This is a genomic window from Nocardioides sp. Soil_C_8 (assembly GCF_057656315.1).
Map to the genome: position 1 here is coordinate 1,090,355 of NZ_JBDGKQ010000001.1, position 17,138 is coordinate 1,107,492.

At 71.9% G+C, this 17,138-nt stretch carries 16 protein-coding genes; 2 read left to right on the forward strand and 14 right to left on the reverse strand.

What is annotated here, in order from left to right:
• Window positions 1-40 precede the first annotated feature (40 nt).
• Entirely contained in the window at window positions 41-1,123 is a 1,083-nt protein-coding gene (gene disA / locus AC3A3L_RS05350; protein WP_487638978.1) for a DNA integrity scanning diadenylate cyclase DisA, read from the forward strand.
• Between the two features lie 279 nt (window positions 1,124-1,402).
• On the opposite strand, the gene AC3A3L_RS05355 is transcribed toward disA, so the two are convergent.
• On the reverse strand, window positions 1,403-2,206 hold the full coding sequence (locus tag AC3A3L_RS05355; RefSeq protein WP_487638979.1) for a hypothetical protein: 804 nt from the start codon (window positions 2,204-2,206) through the stop codon (window positions 1,403-1,405).
• Between the two features lie 67 nt (window positions 2,207-2,273).
• Between AC3A3L_RS05355 and AC3A3L_RS05360 the strand changes: the two genes are divergently transcribed.
• Window positions 2,274-3,155: an HhH-GPD family protein gene (locus AC3A3L_RS05360; protein WP_487638980.1), complete on the forward strand. Its 882-nt coding sequence runs from the start codon at window positions 2,274-2,276 to the stop codon at window positions 3,153-3,155.
• Window positions 3,156-3,177: 22 nt separating this feature from the next.
• Here the strand turns inward: AC3A3L_RS05360 and AC3A3L_RS05365 are convergent, their stop codons facing one another.
• The 13 genes from AC3A3L_RS05365 to AC3A3L_RS05425 form a co-directional block, all read right to left on the reverse strand.
• Window positions 3,178-5,751, reverse strand: coding sequence for an ATP-dependent Clp protease ATP-binding subunit (locus tag AC3A3L_RS05365; RefSeq protein ID WP_487638981.1), 2,574 nt, complete (start codon window positions 5,749-5,751; stop codon window positions 3,178-3,180).
• 159 nt (window positions 5,752-5,910) lie between these two features.
• Window positions 5,911-6,249 carry a histone-like nucleoid-structuring protein Lsr2 gene (locus AC3A3L_RS05370; RefSeq protein WP_487638982.1) on the reverse strand — a complete coding sequence of 113 codons (339 nt, stop codon included), beginning with the start codon at window positions 6,247-6,249 and terminating at the stop codon, window positions 5,911-5,913.
• A gap of 107 nt (window positions 6,250-6,356) precedes the next feature.
• Window positions 6,357-7,127 carry a type III pantothenate kinase gene (locus AC3A3L_RS05375; RefSeq protein WP_487638983.1) on the reverse strand — a complete coding sequence of 257 codons (771 nt, stop codon included), beginning with the start codon at window positions 7,125-7,127 and terminating at the stop codon, window positions 6,357-6,359.
• A 13-nt stretch (window positions 7,128-7,140) separates the two neighbouring features.
• Window positions 7,141-8,106, reverse strand: coding sequence for a carboxylating nicotinate-nucleotide diphosphorylase (nadC, locus tag AC3A3L_RS05380; protein ID WP_487638984.1), 966 nt, complete (start codon window positions 8,104-8,106; stop codon window positions 7,141-7,143).
• The gene (locus AC3A3L_RS05385; protein WP_487638985.1) at window positions 8,103-9,776 is read right to left on the reverse strand and encodes an L-aspartate oxidase; all 1,674 of its coding nucleotides are present in this window, start codon (window positions 9,774-9,776) and stop codon (window positions 8,103-8,105) included. The genes nadC and AC3A3L_RS05385 overlap by 4 nt, the downstream gene beginning before the upstream one ends.
• A 9-nt stretch (window positions 9,777-9,785) precedes the next feature.
• On the reverse strand, window positions 9,786-10,202 hold the full coding sequence (panD, locus tag AC3A3L_RS05390) for an aspartate 1-decarboxylase (protein ID WP_487638986.1): 417 nt from the start codon (window positions 10,200-10,202) through the stop codon (window positions 9,786-9,788).
• Window positions 10,202-11,140 (reverse strand): pantoate--beta-alanine ligase, encoded by a 939-nt coding sequence (gene panC / locus AC3A3L_RS05395; protein WP_487638987.1) that lies wholly within the window; start codon window positions 11,138-11,140, stop codon window positions 10,202-10,204. Before panC ends, panD begins: the two co-directional genes overlap by 1 nt.
• Complete coding sequence (locus tag AC3A3L_RS05400) at window positions 11,137-12,069, reverse strand: Rossmann-like and DUF2520 domain-containing protein (protein WP_487638988.1); 933 nt, start codon at window positions 12,067-12,069, stop codon at window positions 11,137-11,139. Before AC3A3L_RS05400 ends, panC begins: the two co-directional genes overlap by 4 nt.
• Before the next feature lie 197 nt (window positions 12,070-12,266).
• Window positions 12,267-12,932, reverse strand: coding sequence for a methionine ABC transporter permease (locus AC3A3L_RS05405; RefSeq protein WP_487638989.1), 666 nt, complete (start codon window positions 12,930-12,932; stop codon window positions 12,267-12,269).
• Window positions 12,929-13,957: a methionine ABC transporter ATP-binding protein gene (locus AC3A3L_RS05410; protein WP_487638990.1), complete on the reverse strand. Its 1,029-nt coding sequence runs from the start codon at window positions 13,955-13,957 to the stop codon at window positions 12,929-12,931. The genes AC3A3L_RS05405 and AC3A3L_RS05410 overlap by 4 nt, the downstream gene beginning before the upstream one ends.
• Before the next feature lie 28 nt (window positions 13,958-13,985).
• Entirely contained in the window at window positions 13,986-14,927 is a 942-nt protein-coding gene (locus AC3A3L_RS05415) for a MetQ/NlpA family ABC transporter substrate-binding protein (protein ID WP_487638991.1), read from the reverse strand.
• A 105-nt stretch (window positions 14,928-15,032) separates the two neighbouring features.
• Entirely contained in the window at window positions 15,033-15,983 is a 951-nt protein-coding gene (locus tag AC3A3L_RS05420; protein ID WP_487638992.1) for a hypothetical protein, read from the reverse strand.
• Window positions 15,980-17,098: a sulfotransferase family protein gene (locus AC3A3L_RS05425; RefSeq protein ID WP_487638993.1), complete on the reverse strand. Its 1,119-nt coding sequence runs from the start codon at window positions 17,096-17,098 to the stop codon at window positions 15,980-15,982. Before AC3A3L_RS05425 ends, AC3A3L_RS05420 begins: the two co-directional genes overlap by 4 nt.
• Between the last annotated feature and the right edge of the window lie 40 nt (window positions 17,099-17,138).

Genomic DNA, 17,138 nt, shown 5'->3' on the forward strand with positions numbered 1-17,138 from the left:
GCGCACGGGGGCGCCCGAGGAGAGAGCACGTGGAGGACCGGTGGCAGAGCGCATCGACGAGCAGCTGAGGCTGCGCGCGACCCTGGCCTCGATCGCACCGGGCACACCGCTGCGCGACGGGCTCGAGCGCATCCTGCGCGGCCGCACGGGCGCGCTGATCGTCCTGGGCCTGGACCGGACCGTCGAGTCGATCTCGACCGGTGGCTTCACCCTCGACGTCCCCTTCACCGCCACCGGCCTGCGCGAGCTGGCCAAGATGGACGGCGCGATCGTCATCGACAAGGACATCACCCGCATCCACCGCGCGGCGGTCCACCTGATGCCGGACCACACGATCCCGTCCGAGGAGACCGGCACCCGCCACCGCACCGCGGAGCGCGTCGCCAAGCAGACGGGCCACCCGGTCGTCTCGGTGTCGCAGTCGATGCAGATCATCGCTGCCTACGTCGGGGAGATCCGCCACGTCCTCGAGGACTCCGGCAAGATCCTCTCCCGCGCCAACCAGGCCCTCGCCACCCTCGAGCGCTACAAGCTGCGTCTCGACGAGGTCTCCGCGACCCTGTCGGCCCTCGAGATCGAGGACCTCGTGACGGTGCGCGACGTCGCCGTCGTCGCCCAGCGCCTCGAGATGGTCATCCGGATCGCGCGCGAGATCGAGGACTACGTCCTGGAGCTCGGCACCGACGGACGCCTCCTGTCCCTCCAGCTCGAGGAGCTCGTCACCGGCGTCGACGCCGAGCGCGAGCTCGTCGTCCGTGACTACCTCCCCGGGGGCCGTCGCCGGCAGGCCGATCCGTCCTCCCACGTCGCGGAGCTCGAGGCGCTCTCCCCGACTGAGCTCGTGGACCCCGCCTCGGTGGCCCGCGCCATCGGCCTCGGTGGGGCCGAGCACCTCGATGCCGCCGTCGCACCGCGCGGCTACCGGCTCCTCGCCAAGGTCCCCCGCCTCCCCGCCGCCGTCGTCGACCGGCTCGTCGACCACTTCGGCGGCCTCCAGCAGCTGCTCTCCGCGGGCATCGACGACCTCCAGGCCGTCGAGGGCGTCGGCGAGCTCCGCGCCCGCAGCGTCCGCGAGGGCCTCTCCCGCCTCGCCGAGTCGAGCATCACCGAGCGCTACATCTGATGTGACGAGCAGCCGCGAGCGACGTAGGAGCTCGTGGCGTGGGCTCGGCCAGATCGAGCAAGGCCCACGACCGAGGAACGAGGTCGTGACGGCCGCGTCGAGATCCCTTCCGATGCAAGACCGTCGGCGACTCGCTGGGATATCTGAGGACGTCCCGGTCGGCCTGACGCCGAAATCACGTTCACGGCGTCCTCAGATATCCCGACGGGGTCGCGGGAGGCCAGAACCGCCACACGTGTCCGACTTCCCGCCCCGGCCATCGCCCGCGACCAGCGGGGGTCAGCCGGCGGAGTTGCCCGCGCCGTCCTCGCCGGGCGTGTGGGAGGTGTCGCCGTCCCGGTTCTTCTTGCCGCCCTGCTTCTGCGGGTCGGCCGTGGTGGTGACCACGGCGGGCACGCCGCCGGTGAGCTCGAACTGGACGTCGGTGCCGTCGCCGCCGAGGGCGGCCGCCTCCACGTGGTAGAAGCCGGGCATCGCCCAGTCGGTCCACTTCGTGCAGCCCTCGTCGGAGCGCTTGGCCGACCAGGTGACGACGACCGGGGCGTCGACGGCGGAGCGGACCACCACGTCCTGCGGCGGGATCGACGCGGGGCACTCCCGGCTGCTCCAGATGTAGTCGCTGCCGGAGGTGATCGTGACGGTCATCGTCTCCGGCGACGCCTGCCAGGTGCAGGCCTCGGCTGTGACGGTGCGGAGGTTGATGGTGATCGGGACGTCGGCGCCACCGGCCGCGGACGCCAGGGCGGGCGTCGCGACGATGTCGGACTCGGTGCACGGACCGGTCGGCTCGGCGAGGACGGGCTCGGGCGGCACGGTCTCGACCGTGCGGTTCTTCTTGCCCTTCTTGCCCTTCTTGCCCGTCACCACCTCGGCGGTCGGGCCGGCGGTCGGCGCAGCGGTCGTCGTCGTGGTGGCACCGGCCTGCGTCGCCCTGGCCGTGGCCGGGTCCTTGCCGTCGGCCGAGCCCCCGAGCACGCGGGCGAGCACGACGACGAGCAGCACCGGGACGGCGAGCACGACGAGCCGGCGGGTCCAGTAGACCCGGGCCGGCAGTGGCCCACGAGGTCGTACGGTCGTCGGCATGCGCTCAGGTTAGGTAGCCACCGCCCCGTCTCGGCGGAGGCGCACCGGCTCACCTACGATCGCCGCGATGGACGCCCCCTCCCCGAGCGCGCTGCACGACGCCGTGCTCGACTGGTACGACGACCACGCGCGCGAGCTGCCGTGGCGCGGGACGTCCGCGACGCCCTGGTCGGTGATGGTCAGCGAGTTCATGCTGCAGCAGACGCCCGTCGCGCGCGTCCTGCCGGTGCACGCCGCGTGGCTCGAGCGCTGGCCGTCCCCGGCCGCGCTGGCCGGTGACACGACCGGCGAGGCGGTGCGGATGTGGGGCCGGCTCGGCTACCCACGCCGCGCGCTGCGCCTCCACGCCGCGGCGACGGCGATCGTCGAGCGCCACGGCGGCGAGGTGCCGGCGTCGTACGACGACCTGCTCGCGCTGCCCGGCATCGGCGACTACACCGCCGCGGCGATCGCCAGCTTCGCCTTCGGCCAGCGCCACGTCGTGCTCGACACCAACGTCCGCCGGGTCCTCACCCGCGCGGTCTCCGGGCGCGAGCTCCCCGCGCCGGCCGTCACGCGGGCCGAGCGCGACGTCGCGACGACGTTGCTGCCCGACGACCCCGCCACGGCCGCGACGTGGGCGGTGGCGACGATGGAGCTCGGTGCGCTGGTGTGCACCGCCCGCCAGCCGTCCTGCGACGCCTGCCCCGTGGCGGCGCAGTGCACCTGGCGCGGCGCCGGCTTCCCGGCGTACGACGGACCGCCCCGCCGCGGACAGGCGTGGGCGGGCACCGACCGGCAGTGCCGCGGCCGGATCATGGCGCTGGCCCGGGACCACGACGTCGTCACCGAGGCGCAGGTCGAGAGGACGTGGCCGGAGGCGGAGCAGCGCGAGCGGTGCCTGACCGGTCTCGTCGCCGACGGGCTCCTGACGCAGATCACCCCGGGGCGCTGGGCGCTCCCGGGGTGATCAGGTGAGGTCGGACCTCGCGTCAGGCCTCGTTGGACTTCGGCACGTCGGTCGGGCCGGCGGAGTCGTCCGGACCCTCGCCTGCCGAGCCCTCCACGACGGTCTCCAGCGGAGGCATGTCGGGGACGGTCGAGTTCTTCTGGCCCTTGAAGGTGAACTTCGCCTCCACGCCCTCGCCCTCGACGCCGACCAGGACGATCTGTCCCGGGCCGACCTCGCCGAAGAGCATCTTCTCGGCGAGCACGTCCTCGATCTCGCGCTGCACCGTGCGGCGCAGCGGACGGGCTCCGAGGACCGGGTCGAAGCCGCGCTCGGCGAGCAGGTCCTTGGCGGCCTGCGTGAGCTCCAGCGACATGTCGCGGTCCTTGAGCCGCAGCTCCACCGCGTCGATCATGTTGTCGACCATCGCGATGATCTGCTCGCGCGACAGCGGCGGGAAGACCACGATCTCGTCGACACGGTTGAGGAACTCGGGGCGGAAGTGCTGCTTGAGCTCCTCCGACACCTTGCTCTTCATCCGCTCGTAGGAGCCGGCGGCGTCGCCGGTCTGCCCGAAACCGAGGTTCACGCTCTTGGAGATGTCTCGCGTGCCGAGGTTGGTGGTCATGATGATGACGGTGTTCTTGAAGTCGACGACGCGACCCTGCGAATCCGTCAGGCGACCCTCCTCGAGGATCTGCAACAGGCTGTTGAAGATGTCGGGGTGGGCCTTTTCGACCTCGTCGAAGAGGACGACGGAGAACGGCTTGCGGCGCACCTTCTCGGTGAGCTGGCCGCCCTCCTCGTAACCGACGTAGCCGGGGGGCGAACCGAACAGGCGCGACACGGTGTGCTTCTCGGAGAACTCGCTCATGTCGAGCTGGATGAGCGCGTCCTCGTCGCCGAAGAGGAACTCCGCGAGCGTCTTGGACAGCCACGTCTTGCCGACACCGGACGGGCCGGCGAAGATGAACGAGCCACCCGGGCGCTTGGGGTCCTTGAGCCCGGCACGCGTACGACGGATCGCGCGGGAGAGCGCCTTGACGGCCTCCTCCTGCCCGATGACGCGCTTGTGGAGCTCGTCCTCCATCTTGAGCAGACGGGTGGACTCCTCCTCCGAGAGCTTGACGATCGGGATGCCGGTCGCCACGGCCAGGACCTCGGCGATCAGCTCCTCGTCGACCTCGGCGATCTCGTCGAGGTCACCGGCGCGCCACTGCTTCTCGCGCTCGGCGCGGCGGGCGGACAGCTGCTTCTCCTCGTCGCGCAGGCGGGCCGCGGCCTCGAAGTCCTGCCCGTCGATCGCGGCCTCCTTGCGCTGGCGCACGTCGCCGATCTTCTCGTCGTACTCGCGCAGGTCCGGCGGCGCAGTCATCCGGCGGATGCGCAGTCGCGAGCCGGCCTCGTCGATGAGGTCGATGGCCTTGTCCGGCAGGAACCGGTCGGAGATGTAGCGGTCGGCCAGCGTCGCCGCCGAGACCAGGGCCTCGTCGGTGATGGTGACGCGGTGGTGCGCCTCGTAGCGGTCGCGGAGGCCCTTGAGCATCTCGATGGTGTGCGCGATCGAGGGCTCCTGCACCTGGATCGGCTGGAAGCGGCGCTCGAGCGCGGCGTCCTTCTCGAGGTACTTGCGGTACTCGTCGAGCGTCGTGGCACCGATGGTCTGCAGCTCGCCGCGGGCCAGCATCGGCTTGAGGATGCTGGCGGCGTCGATCGCGCCCTCGGCCGCGCCGGCACCGACCAGGGTGTGGATCTCGTCGATGAACAGCACGATGTCGCCGCGGGTGCGGATCTCCTTGAGCACCTTCTTGAGGCGCTCCTCGAAGTCACCGCGGTAGCGCGAGCCGGCGACGAGCGCGCCGAGGTCGAGCGTGTAGATCTGCTTGTCCTTCAGCGTCTCGGGCACGTTGCCCTTGACGATGTCCTGCGCGAGGCCGGCCACGATCGTGGTCTTGCCCACGCCGGGCTCGCCGATGAGGACGGGGTTGTTCTTCGTGCGGCGCGACAGGATCTGCATGACGCGCTCGATCTCCTGCTCGCGCCCGATCACCGGGTCGAGCTTGCCCTCGCGAGCGGCCTGGGTGAGGTTCTGGCCGAACTGGTCGAGGACCAGCGAGCTCGAGGGCGCCTCGCCGCCGGAGCCGGAGGTCTGGGCGCCGGCCGCGGCCGACTCCTTGCCCTGGAAGCCGCTGAGCAGCTGGATGACCTGCTGGCGGACCCGGTTGAGGTCGGCGCCGAGCTTCTGCAGGACCTGGGCCGCGACGCCCTCGCCCTCCCGGATCAGGCCGAGCAGGATGTGCTCGGTGCCGATGTAGGAGTGGCCGAGCTGGAGCGCCTCGCGCAGCGAGAGCTCGAGCACCTTCTTGGCGCGCGGGGTGAACGGGATGTGGCCGGACGGGGCCTGCTGGCCCTGGCCGATGATCTCCTCGACCTGGGCGCGCACGGCCTCCAGGGAGATGTCGAGGGACTCGAGGGCCTTGGCTGCGACGCCCTCGCCCTCGTGGATGAGGCCGAGCAGGATGTGCTCGGTCCCGATGTAGTTGTGGGAGAGCATGCGGGCCTCTTCCTGGGCCAGCACGACAACTCGCCGGGCTCGGTCGGTGAACCGCTCGAACATGTGCGCTCCTCTACGTCTGCGTGGTCCGCTGGCCCCCCGCCGGGACGGGAGCACGAACACTGGGCTCAACGCCCGACATCAGCCTACGTGTTCCCGGGGCACAGACGAGCCCGTCCGCTATCAGCGAACGGGCTCGCCGGGCGATCGGGACGTCGTACGTCAGTGGGCCGCGTCGTAGGCCTGCTGGACGTCGGCGGAGATCCGGCCGCGCTCGGAGACCTCCATGCCCTGCGACTTGGCCCACTCGCGCACGTCCTTGGTGTTCGAGGACGACGAGGAGGACGACGAGCCGCCTGACGAGCGGCGCGTGCGCCGGCCGCCACCGGTGACCTTGCGGGCGTGGCCGACGTAGCCGCTCAGTGCCTCGCGGAGGGCGGCGGCGTTGGCGTCGTTGAGGTCGATCTCGTAGGTGGTGCCGTCGAGGCCGAAGGAGACGGTCTCGGTGGCCTCGGTGCCGTCGAGGTCGTCGACGAGAACGATGTTGACCTTTTGTGCCATCGTGAATTCCTTTGCTTTTCGCGCGCTCTTTTCTGAACGCGTCGAAGGCAGTGTGGCAGCCGTCCTTCAATTGCACAAAGGAGTCAGGAATTCCCTGACGCGGCTATTCAGGAATTGCGCTCGAATACGAGTCGCAGACCCTGCAGCGTGAGCCACGGAGAATGCTCGGTGAAACACGAGCAATCGTCGACGAGAAGCGCTGCCAAATGGCCCGTCGAAATGACGGTGACGTCGTCGGCCGGAACTCCGAGCTCGGCGATCATGCGCGCCACCAGCCCTTCCACCTGTGCCGCCACACCGAAGACCATTCCGCTCTGGAGCGCCTCGACCGTGTTCTTGGCGATCACCGACCGCGGGCGCGCGAGCTCGACCTTGCGGAGCTGGGCCCCGCGGCGGCCGAGCGCCTCGAGGGAGATCTCGATGCCGGGCGAGATGGCACCGCCGACGTACTGCCCCTTGCCGTTGACGACGTCGAACGTCGTCGCGGTGCCGAAGTCGACGACGATGGCGGGACCGCCGTAGATCGTCGCCGCGGCCAGCGAGTTCACGATGCGGTCGGTGCCGACCTCGCGCGGGTTGTCCATCAGCACCGGGATGCCGGTGCGCACGCCGGGCTCGACGACGATCGCGACGACGTCGTGGAAGTGGCGCTCGAGCATCTCGCGCCACTCGTGCAGCACCGCCGGGACCGTGGCGCACACGACGATGCCGTCCACGTCGTCGAGCCGCTCGTCGAGCAGCCCGCGGAGCAGCACCGACCACTCGTCGGCGGTCCGGCGCTCGTCGGTGTTGACGCGCCAGTGGGCGGTGACCTCCTCGCCGTCGAGCAGGCCGAGGAAGGTGTGGCTGTTGCCGATGTCGGCGGCGAGCAAGCTCATGTGGCACCAACCTCTATCGGGATCCGGGGTCCCCGCGGCGTTGTTCGGGGGAGCGAAGCGGAGGAGAAGAAGGTCGTGGGGTGGTCAGGTCCATGCCGATGTCGAAGACGACGACCGAGTGGGTGAGCGCCCCGACCGAGACGAAGTCGACGCCGGTGGCGCCGATGCGGGCGGCCCGCTCGAGCGTGATCCCGCCGCTGGCCTCGAGCGGCACCCGCCCGGCCGTACGACGTACGGCGTCGGCCATCAGCTCGTCGCTCATGTTGTCGAGCAGGATCCGCTCCGGCGGCTCGGGCAGGGCGAGCAGGTCGTCGAGCTGGTCGAGCGTCGTCACCTCCACCTCGACGGGCAGCTCCGGGTGCCGGCCGCGGATGGCCTCGAGCGCGGGCAGCACTCCCCCGGCGGCGATCACGTGGTTGTCCTTGACCATCGCCATGTCCTGGAGGCTGGATCGGTGGTTGACCCCGCCGCCGCAGCGGACGGCGTACTTCTGCAGCGCGCGCAGGCCGGGCAGCGTCTTGCGGGTGTCGAGCACCCGGGTCGGGGAGCCCTCCAGCGCCTCGACCCAGCGGGAGGTGGCGGTCGCGATCCCGGAGAGGTGGCAGGCGAGGTTGAGGGCGGTGCGCTCGGCGACGAGCATCCGCTGGGTCAGGCCCTCGACCCGCATCACGACGTCGCCCTTCTCCACGCGCGTGCCGTCGGGGAGCCGCTCGGTGATCGTGGCGTCGGAGCCGGTCATGAAGAAGGCGACCGCCCCGACCCCGAGGCCGGCGACCACCCCGGGCTCGCGCGCGCCGAAGACGGCCTCGGCGCGGGCGTCGGCCGGGATCGTCGACTCGCTGGTCGGGTCCACGTGGGGTCGCTCGGGGAGGTCCTCCATGAGCGCGCGGGAGACGACGTCCCAGACGTGGTCGGGGTCGAGCCCCGCTGCGGTGAGGTCGTCGAGGACCTCGGTGGGCACGTCGCGCAGGTTCGTCATGCGGGCACCTCGGCAGATGAGGGATCGGTGGACGGCGAGTAGGTCCACTCCACGGCGACGCCACCGTCCGCGGTGAGCCACGAGTCGATGTGGCCGGCCTTCGTGTCGTCGCGGTCGGGGAAGTCCTCGCGCCAGTGCGAGCCGCGGGTCTCCGTCCGCCGCGCGGCGGCCTCGGCGAGGGCGGTGCTCACGGTCAGCAGGTTGGTGGTCTCCCAGGCGTCGGGCCCGACCTCGGCCGCGCCGTGGTCGAGGGAGGCGAGGAGGGCCAGCGCCTCGGCGAGCCCGCCCGCGTGGCGCAGCACCCCGACCCGCGTCGTCATCGTCTCCTGGAGCGGGCGGCGGCGCTCCCCCGACACGAGGCCCTCGGGCCGGTCGTCGGCGACCGGGTCCGCCCAGTCGCGCAGCTCACCGGGCAGGACGTCGGCGATGCGGCGGGAGAACACCAGGCCCTCGAGCAGCGAGTTGGACGCCAGCCGGTTGGCACCGTGCACCCCCGAGCAGGCGACCTCTCCGGTGGCGTAGAGGCCCGGGACCGTCGTACGCCCCCACAGGTCGGTCGCCACGCCGCCGGACGCGTAGTGCTGCGCGGGCGCGACCGGCACCAGCTCGGTGACCGGGTCGACGCCGTGCTCGCGGCAGACGCGGAGGATGGTCGGGAAGCGGCGCTCCCAGAACGCGTCACCGAGGTGGCGGGCGTCGAGCCACATGTGCGGCCGGCCGGTCTCGATCATCCGGCGGGTGATCGCCTTCGCGACCACGTCGCGCGGCGCGAGGTCGGCGAGCGGGTGCTCGCCCTGCATGAAGCGGTTGCCGTCGAAGTCGACGAGGAACGCGCCCTCGCCGCGCACCGCTTCGGAGATCAGCGGCTGCTGGCCCTGGGAGTCGGGGCCGAGCCACATGACGGTCGGGTGGAACTGGACGAACTCGAGGTCGCGGAGGCGGGCGCCGGCCCGCATCGCGACGGCCATCCCGTCGCCGGTGGACACGCTGGGGTTGGTGGACTGGCTGAAGACCTGGCCGAGGCCGCCCGAGGCGAGCACGACCGCGCGGCAGAGCACGGCGCCGACGCCGTCCCGCTGACCCTCGCCGAGGACGTGCAGCGTCAGGCCGGCCACGCCGCCGTCGGCGGCGCGGAGCAGGTCGACGGCCAGCGCGTGCTGGATCACCTCGATCTCCGGCGCCCGCTCGACCGCGGCGATCAACGCCCGCTGGATCTCCGCGCCGGTGGCGTCGCCGCCCGCGTGCGCGATCCGGTCGCGGTGGTGGCCGCCCTCCCGGGTCAGCGACAGCTCGCCGTCGGGGTGGTGGTCGAACTGCGTGCCGAGGGCGATCAGCTCGTGCACCGCCTCCGGCCCCTCCGTCACCAGGACGCGTACGGCGTCGACGTCGCAGGCACCGGCCCCGGCGACGAGGGTGTCCCGCTCGTGCTGCTCGGGGGTGTCGCCCGGGCCGAGCGCCGCGGCGATCCCGCCCTGCGCCCACTGCGTCGAGCCGGCGGCGAGGACGTCCTTGGTGACGACGAGCAGGCGCAGCGCGGGGTCGGCGGCGTGGATGCGGAGGGCAGCGGTGAGCCCGGCGATGCCGGAGCCCACCACCACCACGTCGGCCCGGGTGGTCCAGCCGGGCGCCGGGGCGCGGAGGCGGCCCGGGACCGGCTGGTGGGAGGTCATCCGCGCAGGCTATCGAGCGACGAGGTCGCCGCGGGACAACGACTCGTCGCCGAAGGTGTCGGCGGGGTCGAAGCCGGTGCCCATGATCTTGTTGTCGGCGTCGACGAAGACGACGTGCGGCTCGAACGCCTTGGCCTCGGCGGTGTCCATCTGGCCGTAGCCGATGAGGATGACCGTGTCGCCCGGGTGCACCAGCCGGGCGGCGGCGCCGTTGATGCCGATGACGCCCGAGCCACGCTCGCCGGCGATCGTGTAGGTCTCGAGGCGGGCGCCGTTGGTGACGTCGACGATGTGGACGAGCTCGCCCGCCAGCAGGTCGGCGACGTCGAGCAGGTCCTCGTCGACGGTGACCGACCCGACGTAGTGCAGGTCGGCCTGGGTCACGGTGGCGCGGTGGATCTTGGACTTCATCATCGTGCGCAGCATCAGCTGCTCCTTCCAGAGGTGGTCGAGGCCGCGGACGCGGTCCCCGCCGGTGTCGCATCGGGGGTGATGCGGTCGAACGTGAGGGGCATGTTGTCGATGAGCCGGGTGGTGCCGACCCGCGCAGCCACGAGGATGCGGCCCTCGCCGGTCTCGGGCGGCGCGCCGAGGTCGGGCGAGGTGAGCGCGAGGTAGTCCAGCTCGAGGCCCGCCTCGGCCTTGAGCACCGACATCGCTGCCCAGCGCGCGGCAGGGACGCCGTACGGCGCCCGCTCCTGCGCGGCACGGAGCGCCCGGCTGAGGGCCACCGCGGCCTCCCGCTGGCCGGCGTCGAGGTAGCGGTTGCGGCTGGAGAGGGCCAGGCCGTCGGGCTCGCGGACCGTCTCGGCCCCGACGACCTCGATGCCCAGGCAGAGGTCGCGGACCATCCGGCGGATCAGCACGAGCTGCTGGTAGTCCTTCTGCCCGAAGACCGCGACGTCGGGGCGGACCAGGCCGAAGAGCTTGGCCACGACGGTCAGCACGCCGTCGAAGTGGCCCGGGCGCGATGCACCGTCGAGGATCGTGGCCAGCGCACCGGGGGCGACGGTGACGCCGTCGTGGACCGACTCGTGGCTGAACCCGCCGGGGTACATCTCCTCGACGCTGGGGGCGAAGACCACGTCGACGCCCTCGGCGGCGCAGACCTCGAGGTCGGCGTCGAGGGTGCGCGGGTAGCGGTCGAGGTCCTCGGTCGGGGCGAACTGCATCGGGTTGACGAAGATGCTGACGACGACCGGCCCCGACGTGGCCGCGCGGGCGGCCCGCATCAGGCTGGCGTGGCCGTCGTGCAGGGCGCCCATGGTCGGGACGAAGGCGACGGGCTCGCCTGCCCGGCGGGCGCCGGCGAGCAGCCGGGCCAGCTCCTCGCGGGTCGACGCGAGGGCGGGGGTGGTGGTCATCGAGCCTGCCGGTCGAGCGGGTCCGGGGCGTCGGCGGCGTCGAGGACGCCGAGCATCTTGGTGGCGCGGATGGGCAGCAGGCGACCGTCGGTGACCGCACGTCCCAGGGTGGCTCGCGCCATGGCGAGGTACGACGGCAGCGTCTGCGGGGCCGTCGCCCGGAGGTCGGCGACGTGCGCGCGGACGGTCTCGACGTCACCCCGCACGATCGGTCCGGTGAGGGCGGCGTCGCCGTCCTCCAGCGCGTTGTCGAGGGCCGCTGTCAGCAGCGGGCGGAGCGTCGCGGCGGGGTCCTCGGCGCCGGCGGCGGAGAGGATCTCCATCGCCTCGGCGACGAGGGTGACGAGGTGGTTGGCGCCGTGGGCAAGGCCGGCGTGGTAGAGCGTGCGGCGGTCCTCGGGGACCCACATCGGGCGGCCGCCAAGGTCGGCCACGAATGACTCGGTGAGCTCGCGGTCGGCGTCGTCGGCCGTCACGCCGAACACGCAGCCGGCGAGCCGGGGCAGGTCGACGGCGGTGCCGGTGAAGGTCATCGCCGGGTGCAGGGCGATCGTGCGGGCCCCGACCTCGCGGGCCGGCTCGAGCACGGCCAGGCCGTGCCGGCCGCTCGTGTGCACGACCACCTGGCCCTCGTGGATCGCGCCGCTCGCGCTGAGCATGGTGACGACGTTGGACAGCATGTCGTCGGGGACGGTCAGCAGCAGCAGGTCGGCCGAGCGCGCGACGTCGGTCGGCTTGGCGGGGACGACCCCGGGCAGCAGCTCGTCGATGCGACCGCGCGAGGCGTCGGACTCGCCGGCGGCGGCGACGACGTCGTGGCCGGCGGCCCGGAGCGCGGCGGCCAGGACGGCGCCGACTCGACCGGCGCCGATCACGCCGACGCCGAACGTCGGGTGCGACACCGTGCGGAGGACAGGGTCGTGCGTCATGTGATGACCTCTTCGTTTCAGTCCCGTGGGCGGGTACCGATCTACTGCGATCAACATCGAGCGTACGCCCGCGGATTCCGCGGTGGGAACGGGACGGCGGCGTGACGAAGGCCACTCGCCGCTGCTCGGGCAGGTATCTGAGGACGCGGCGGTCGGGGATGCGGCCCGATCCCGTCCACGACGTCCTCAGATATCGGTCAGCGGCGCAGGATCCGGCGTGCGGCGGTGTTGCCGGCCAGCTGGACGACCTGCACGAGCGCCACGATCGCGATGACCGCGGTCCAGGTGACGACGGTGTCGAACTGCCGGAAGCCGTACTGCAGGGCGAAGTTGCCCAGCCCGCCACCACCGATGACTCCGGCGACCGCTGTCATGTCGACGAGCGCGACGAAGGCGAAGGTGTAGCCCAGGACCAGCGGACCTAGCGCCTCGGGCAGCACGACGGTCCGCACGATGCGGGCCCGGCTGGCCCCGACCGAGCGCGCGGCCTCGATGACGCCGGGGTCCACCGTCACGAGGTTCTGCTCGACGATGCGGCTGATGCCGAACGCGGCGGCCAGCGTGAGGGCGAAGATGATGGCCGGGTTGCCGATGCCGGTGCCCACGACCAGCCGGGCGAGTGGCTGGACGGCCGCGATGAAGATGACGAACGGGATCGGCCGGAAGAAGTTGACCAGCACGTTGAGCACGAGGTTGACCGGGCGGCTGGCGTAGAGGCCCCCGCCGCGGGTGACGTACAGCCCGAGGCCCAGCAGCAGGCCGAGGAAGCCGCCGAGCGTCAGCGTGATGGCGACGATGTAGAGGGTCTCCCAGGCCGCGTCCCAGAAGAGCGGCCAGAGCTGGCTCATGTTGGAGTCGGTCATCGCGGCAGCTCCTTCGCGGGGACGAGCGCCCGTACGGCGTCGACGGCGGCGTCCACGGCGGCGGGGTCGCCGTCGAGGGCGAGGGTGAGGTTGCCGAAGGTCTCGCCCTGGACCTCCTCGATGCCGCCGAAGACGAGCTCGAAGCGCACGCCGCGCTCGAGGAGCAGCGCGAAGACGTCGCTCTGGCGCACGTCGTCCCCGCGGAAGGCGAGCTTCACGAAGCGACCGGTGTGCCGGGCGTGGAGGGCGGCGAGGGCCTCGGCGTCGGGCTCGTCGTCGACGATGGTCGCGACGAAGCGGCGGGTCACGGGCTGCTGGGGGTCGGAGAGCACTTGCACGACCGGCCCCTCCTCGACGATGCGGCCGGCCTCCATCACCACGACGCGGTGCGCGAGGCTGCGCACGACGTCCATCTCGTGGGTGATCACCACGATGGTGATGCCGAGCTCGCGGTTGACCCGGCGCAGGAGGGCGAGGACCTCCTGGGTGGTCTCCGGGTCGAGGGCGCTGGTCGACTCGTCGGCGAGCAGAAGCTTCGGGTTGGTGGCGAGCGCGCGGGCGATGCCGACGCGCTGCTTCTGCCCGCCCGAGAGCTCCTCGACGTGGCTGTGGGCCTTGTCGGCGAGGCCGACGAAGTGGAGCAGGTCGGAGATCCGGGCGTTCTGCTCGTCCTTCGCGACGCCGGCGACCTCGAGCGGGTAGGCGATGTTGCCCCACACGGTGCGCGAGCGGAACAGGTTGAACTGCTGGAAGATCATCCCGATCCCCAGCCGCACCTCGCGGAGCTCGCGCTCCTTCAGGCCGGTGATCTCGCGGCCACCGACCTTCACGCTGCCGGAGGTGGTGGTCTCGAGCGCGTTGATCAGCCGCACCAGGGTGGACTTCCCGGCGCCGGAGTAGCCCACGATGCCGACGATCTCGCCGGCCTCGACCGTCAAGTCGACGCCGCGGATCGCCTCGACGGGCGTCCGGCCGCGTGCGGCCGGGAACGTCTTGTGCACGTCGCTCAGCTCGACGAGCGGCATCGTGGGCTCCTCCCCTGTCAGCGTCGGGTCACTTCTGCGCCGCGGTGTCGGCCTCGACGTCGTCCAGCGACGCCTGCAGCTCCTCCTGCGGGATCTTCACCAGCTCGGCGGTGCCGCCCGAGACGTCCTGCACGCCGTCCAGCACGGCCTGGGTGTCCTGGTAGACCTTCACGAGCTTGAGCAGCGTCGGGTCGTCACGGTCCTCGGCGCGGACGGCGAAGATGTTGACGTACGGCAGCGCGTTGGGGTCCTCGACGTCGTCGGTGGCCAGCGCGTCCTCGAAGGAGAGGCCGGCCTTCTCGACGAAGTCGTTGTTGATGACCGCGGCGGCCACGTCGGGCAGCGAGGTGGGGGTGAGGTCGGCCTTGATCGCCTTGACCTCGACCTTGGAGGCAGCCTGGTCGATGTCGGCGAGCGTGGAGTAGATCGAGCCGCCGTCCTCCAGCGTGATGAGGCCGGCCGACTGGAGGATCAGCAGGGCACGGGCCTGGTTGCTGTCGTCGTCGGGGACGACCACGGTGTCGCCGTCCTGGATCTCGTCGACGGAGTCGACCTTCTGGGAGTAGAGGCCCAGCGGGTAGATCGCGGTGGAGCCGAGCGGCACGATGTCGTCGTCGTTCGCGACGTTGTACTCCGCGAGGTAGACGATGTGCTGGAACTGGTTGATGTCGAGCTCGCCCTCGCTCAGCGCGGGGTTGGGCTGGGTGTAGTCGGCGAAGTCCTTGACCTCGAGGTCGATGCCCTCGTCGGCGGCGGCGTCGACCAGGACCTGCCAGTACGGGTCGCTGGCGCCCACGGTGCCGAGCACGACCTTCTCGCGCTCCTCGCCGCCGGCCGCGCCGGCGTCGTCGCCGCCCCGGGACCAGAGGAAGCCCGCCACGATGGCGAGGACCGCGAGGACGGCGACGCCGATCAGGAGCGGCGTACGTCGCTTGGCGGGGGGTGCGATCTGCGGGTGGTTCTCGGACATGGCGGAGCCTTTCGTCGTACGTCGTGGGCGCGACGGCTGGAACCCCACGACACCGGACCGATAGTCCCGGGCGGCGGTGTGAACCGCCTCACGGCCGGCCCCGGATCAGGCGCGCAGGTGCAGCTTCGCGTGGTCGGGGTCGTCGACGACGAAGGGGCGCGGCGCGCGGGGCAGCCAGGCGTGGGTGACGTGGTCGACCACGTGCACGCCCTCGGGCGCCTCGATCTCGACGACTCCCTCGGGCACCTGGCCGTCGTGGAGGGCGTTCCAGACCAGCCACTCGCGTCGCTTGCGCCGGTTGCGGATGGAGGTGGCGAAGGACTCCGGGTTGGTCCAGTGCGCGAACTCGTCGCCGTCGAGCCACTTGAGCTCGACGCACAGCCCTTGCGGCAGCGCGAACATCTCGATGCGGTCGGGCGTCGTGCGGATCTCCCACTCCGGCGCCTTGGTGTAGACGTAGTCGGGGCTCATCGGGAAGCCCCACTCCTCGATGTTGCGCAGGCCGAGGTCGAGGTAGGCCTTGCGGTCCGACTCGATGTAGAGCCCGTGGCGCGGGAAGCGGATGACGGCCTCGGCCATCCCCACCTGCCAGGACAGGTCGGCCATGGACACCTCGCCCTCGGTGGTCAGGACCATGTCGCCGTCCCACTTCCACGAGTAGCGGGTGCGGACGTGGGAGAAGCACCAGTTGTAGAAGTAGGCGAGCGAGTGCACCGAGCGCTCGTTGACCGCGAGGTGCTCGGCGCCGGCGCGCGCCACCTCGAACGGGTAGGCCTTCAGGGTGAACCGGTCGGACAGGCCGTGCTCAGCCGCGACCCGCAGGGCCTCCTCGCCGGTGCCGTCGTCCGACCCGTTGTCGACGAGCAGCACGTGGTCGCAGGCCCGGAGCAGCGGCGGCAGCACGAAGCGCAGGCCGGGGGCCTCGTTCTTGACCCGCAGCACGGCGGTCGCGCCGCGCCGCAGCCCGCCGGGCTGGTTCCAGGGCCAGACGATGTCGTAATCCGTGTGGCCCTCGATGTTGGTGAGGCCGTGGCCGGAGCCGATCGGGATGGTCACGGCTGGGCGTCCCGCTCGCGCCCGAGGGCCTTGCGGACGCCGCGGCGCACCGACGGCGGGATCGCGGCGCGTACGTCGTGGGGCACGCGGTCGGCGAGCGACCGCGAGGAGCCCTCGGCAGCGGCCTCGTGCTGCGCCCGCCGGCGGGCCAGGTGGCGGGCGTGCTCGGAGCTCGAGCGGCTGATCGCCGCCGCCTCCTCGTAGAGGTCGACGTACTCCGAGCGGAGCTGGTCGAAGGTCTCGTGCGCGGCCGCGGTGTCGCCGCCCTCGTCGGCGAGCTTGTTGAGCTCCTCCCACGTCTGGCCGGTGAGGTCGTGGAGCCGCTTGGGCAGCGCGAGGTCGTCGAGCGTGGCGGTGACCCGGCGCAGGTTGGGGTCGATGAAGCGGTGCACCTCGCGGATCTGGTCGCTGCGGGTGTGGATGATCGTCTGGAGGTCGAGCGCGTGGCCGAGCGCCGTCGTCGTCCTCACCCAGTCGGTCAGCAGGTCCTCGTAGCGCACGAAGACGCGACCCTGCCCGGCGTCGGCCTCACCCACGCCCTCGACGCTGCGGGTGGCGCGCTCGGTGTGGAGCAGCATGTTGACCCAGCTGGCCGCGAGGTGCGCCGAGCCGAGCTTGTTGGCGTAGTACTTCTGCTTCGAGCCGACCACCTCGGCGGGCGGGCGCAGCATCGTGGCGAAGACCGGGGTCGCGCCGGTGCGGATGGCGGCGACGCGCCACAGGCCGAGGAACCAGCTCAACCGCGGGTCCTTGACCACCAGCTCGGGGTGCTCGGCGAAGTGCGGCTCGAGCCACTCGCTGACCCGGTTCCGGGCGGGCTCGCGGCTGCAGATGCGGCCCGTGTCGAACCATGCCTCAGGTCGGCTGTCGCTGACCTGGACGAGCGCCTCGCGCAGCCACTCGTCGTGCACGTCGACGACCCACTGCGGCTCGCTGAAGCCGCGCGGGTTCGAGTCGTCCGGCGGCACCTCGGGCAGCGGCACGTGCATGCCGAGCCGCGACACGATCCCGGCCAGCGTGCTGGTGCCGCTGCGGCCGGCGCCGGCGACGAAGAGGACCTTCCGCGGCACTCCGTCGGGGTTCATCTCGTCGATGGCTCTCGGCTGCTCGGTCACGGCGGGCAGCCTACCGGCGACCTGCCCGACGGCCGGTGTC

Excerpts from the sequence above, each read along its gene's own strand:
- AC3A3L_RS05365 (WP_487638981.1), bottom strand. The coding sequence starts at position 5,751 with ATGTTCGAGCGGTTCACCGACCGAGCCCGGCGAGTTGTCGTGCTGGCC.
- AC3A3L_RS05415 (WP_487638991.1), bottom strand. The coding sequence starts at position 14,927 with ATGTCCGAGAACCACCCGCAGATCGCACCCCCCGCCAAGCGACGTACG.
- panD (WP_487638986.1), bottom strand. The coding sequence starts at position 10,202 with ATGCTGCGCACGATGATGAAGTCCAAGATCCACCGCGCCACCGTGACC.
- AC3A3L_RS05405 (WP_487638989.1), bottom strand. The coding sequence starts at position 12,932 with ATGACCGACTCCAACATGAGCCAGCTCTGGCCGCTCTTCTGGGACGCG.
- AC3A3L_RS05410 (WP_487638990.1), bottom strand. The coding sequence starts at position 13,957 with ATGCCGCTCGTCGAGCTGAGCGACGTGCACAAGACGTTCCCGGCCGCA.
- AC3A3L_RS05375 (WP_487638983.1), bottom strand. The coding sequence starts at position 7,127 with ATGAGCTTGCTCGCCGCCGACATCGGCAACAGCCACACCTTCCTCGGC.
- panC (WP_487638987.1), bottom strand. The coding sequence starts at position 11,140 with ATGACCACCACCCCCGCCCTCGCGTCGACCCGCGAGGAGCTGGCCCGG.
- nadC (WP_487638984.1), bottom strand. The coding sequence starts at position 8,106 with ATGACGAACCTGCGCGACGTGCCCACCGAGGTCCTCGACGACCTCACC.
- AC3A3L_RS05385 (WP_487638985.1), bottom strand. The coding sequence starts at position 9,776 with ATGACCTCCCACCAGCCGGTCCCGGGCCGCCTCCGCGCCCCGGCGCCC.
- AC3A3L_RS05355 (WP_487638979.1), bottom strand. The coding sequence starts at position 2,206 with ATGCCGACGACCGTACGACCTCGTGGGCCACTGCCGGCCCGGGTCTAC.
- AC3A3L_RS05360 (WP_487638980.1), top strand. The coding sequence starts at position 2,274 with ATGGACGCCCCCTCCCCGAGCGCGCTGCACGACGCCGTGCTCGACTGG.
- AC3A3L_RS05400 (WP_487638988.1), bottom strand. The coding sequence starts at position 12,069 with ATGACGCACGACCCTGTCCTCCGCACGGTGTCGCACCCGACGTTCGGC.
- AC3A3L_RS05370 (WP_487638982.1), bottom strand. The coding sequence starts at position 6,249 with ATGGCACAAAAGGTCAACATCGTTCTCGTCGACGACCTCGACGGCACC.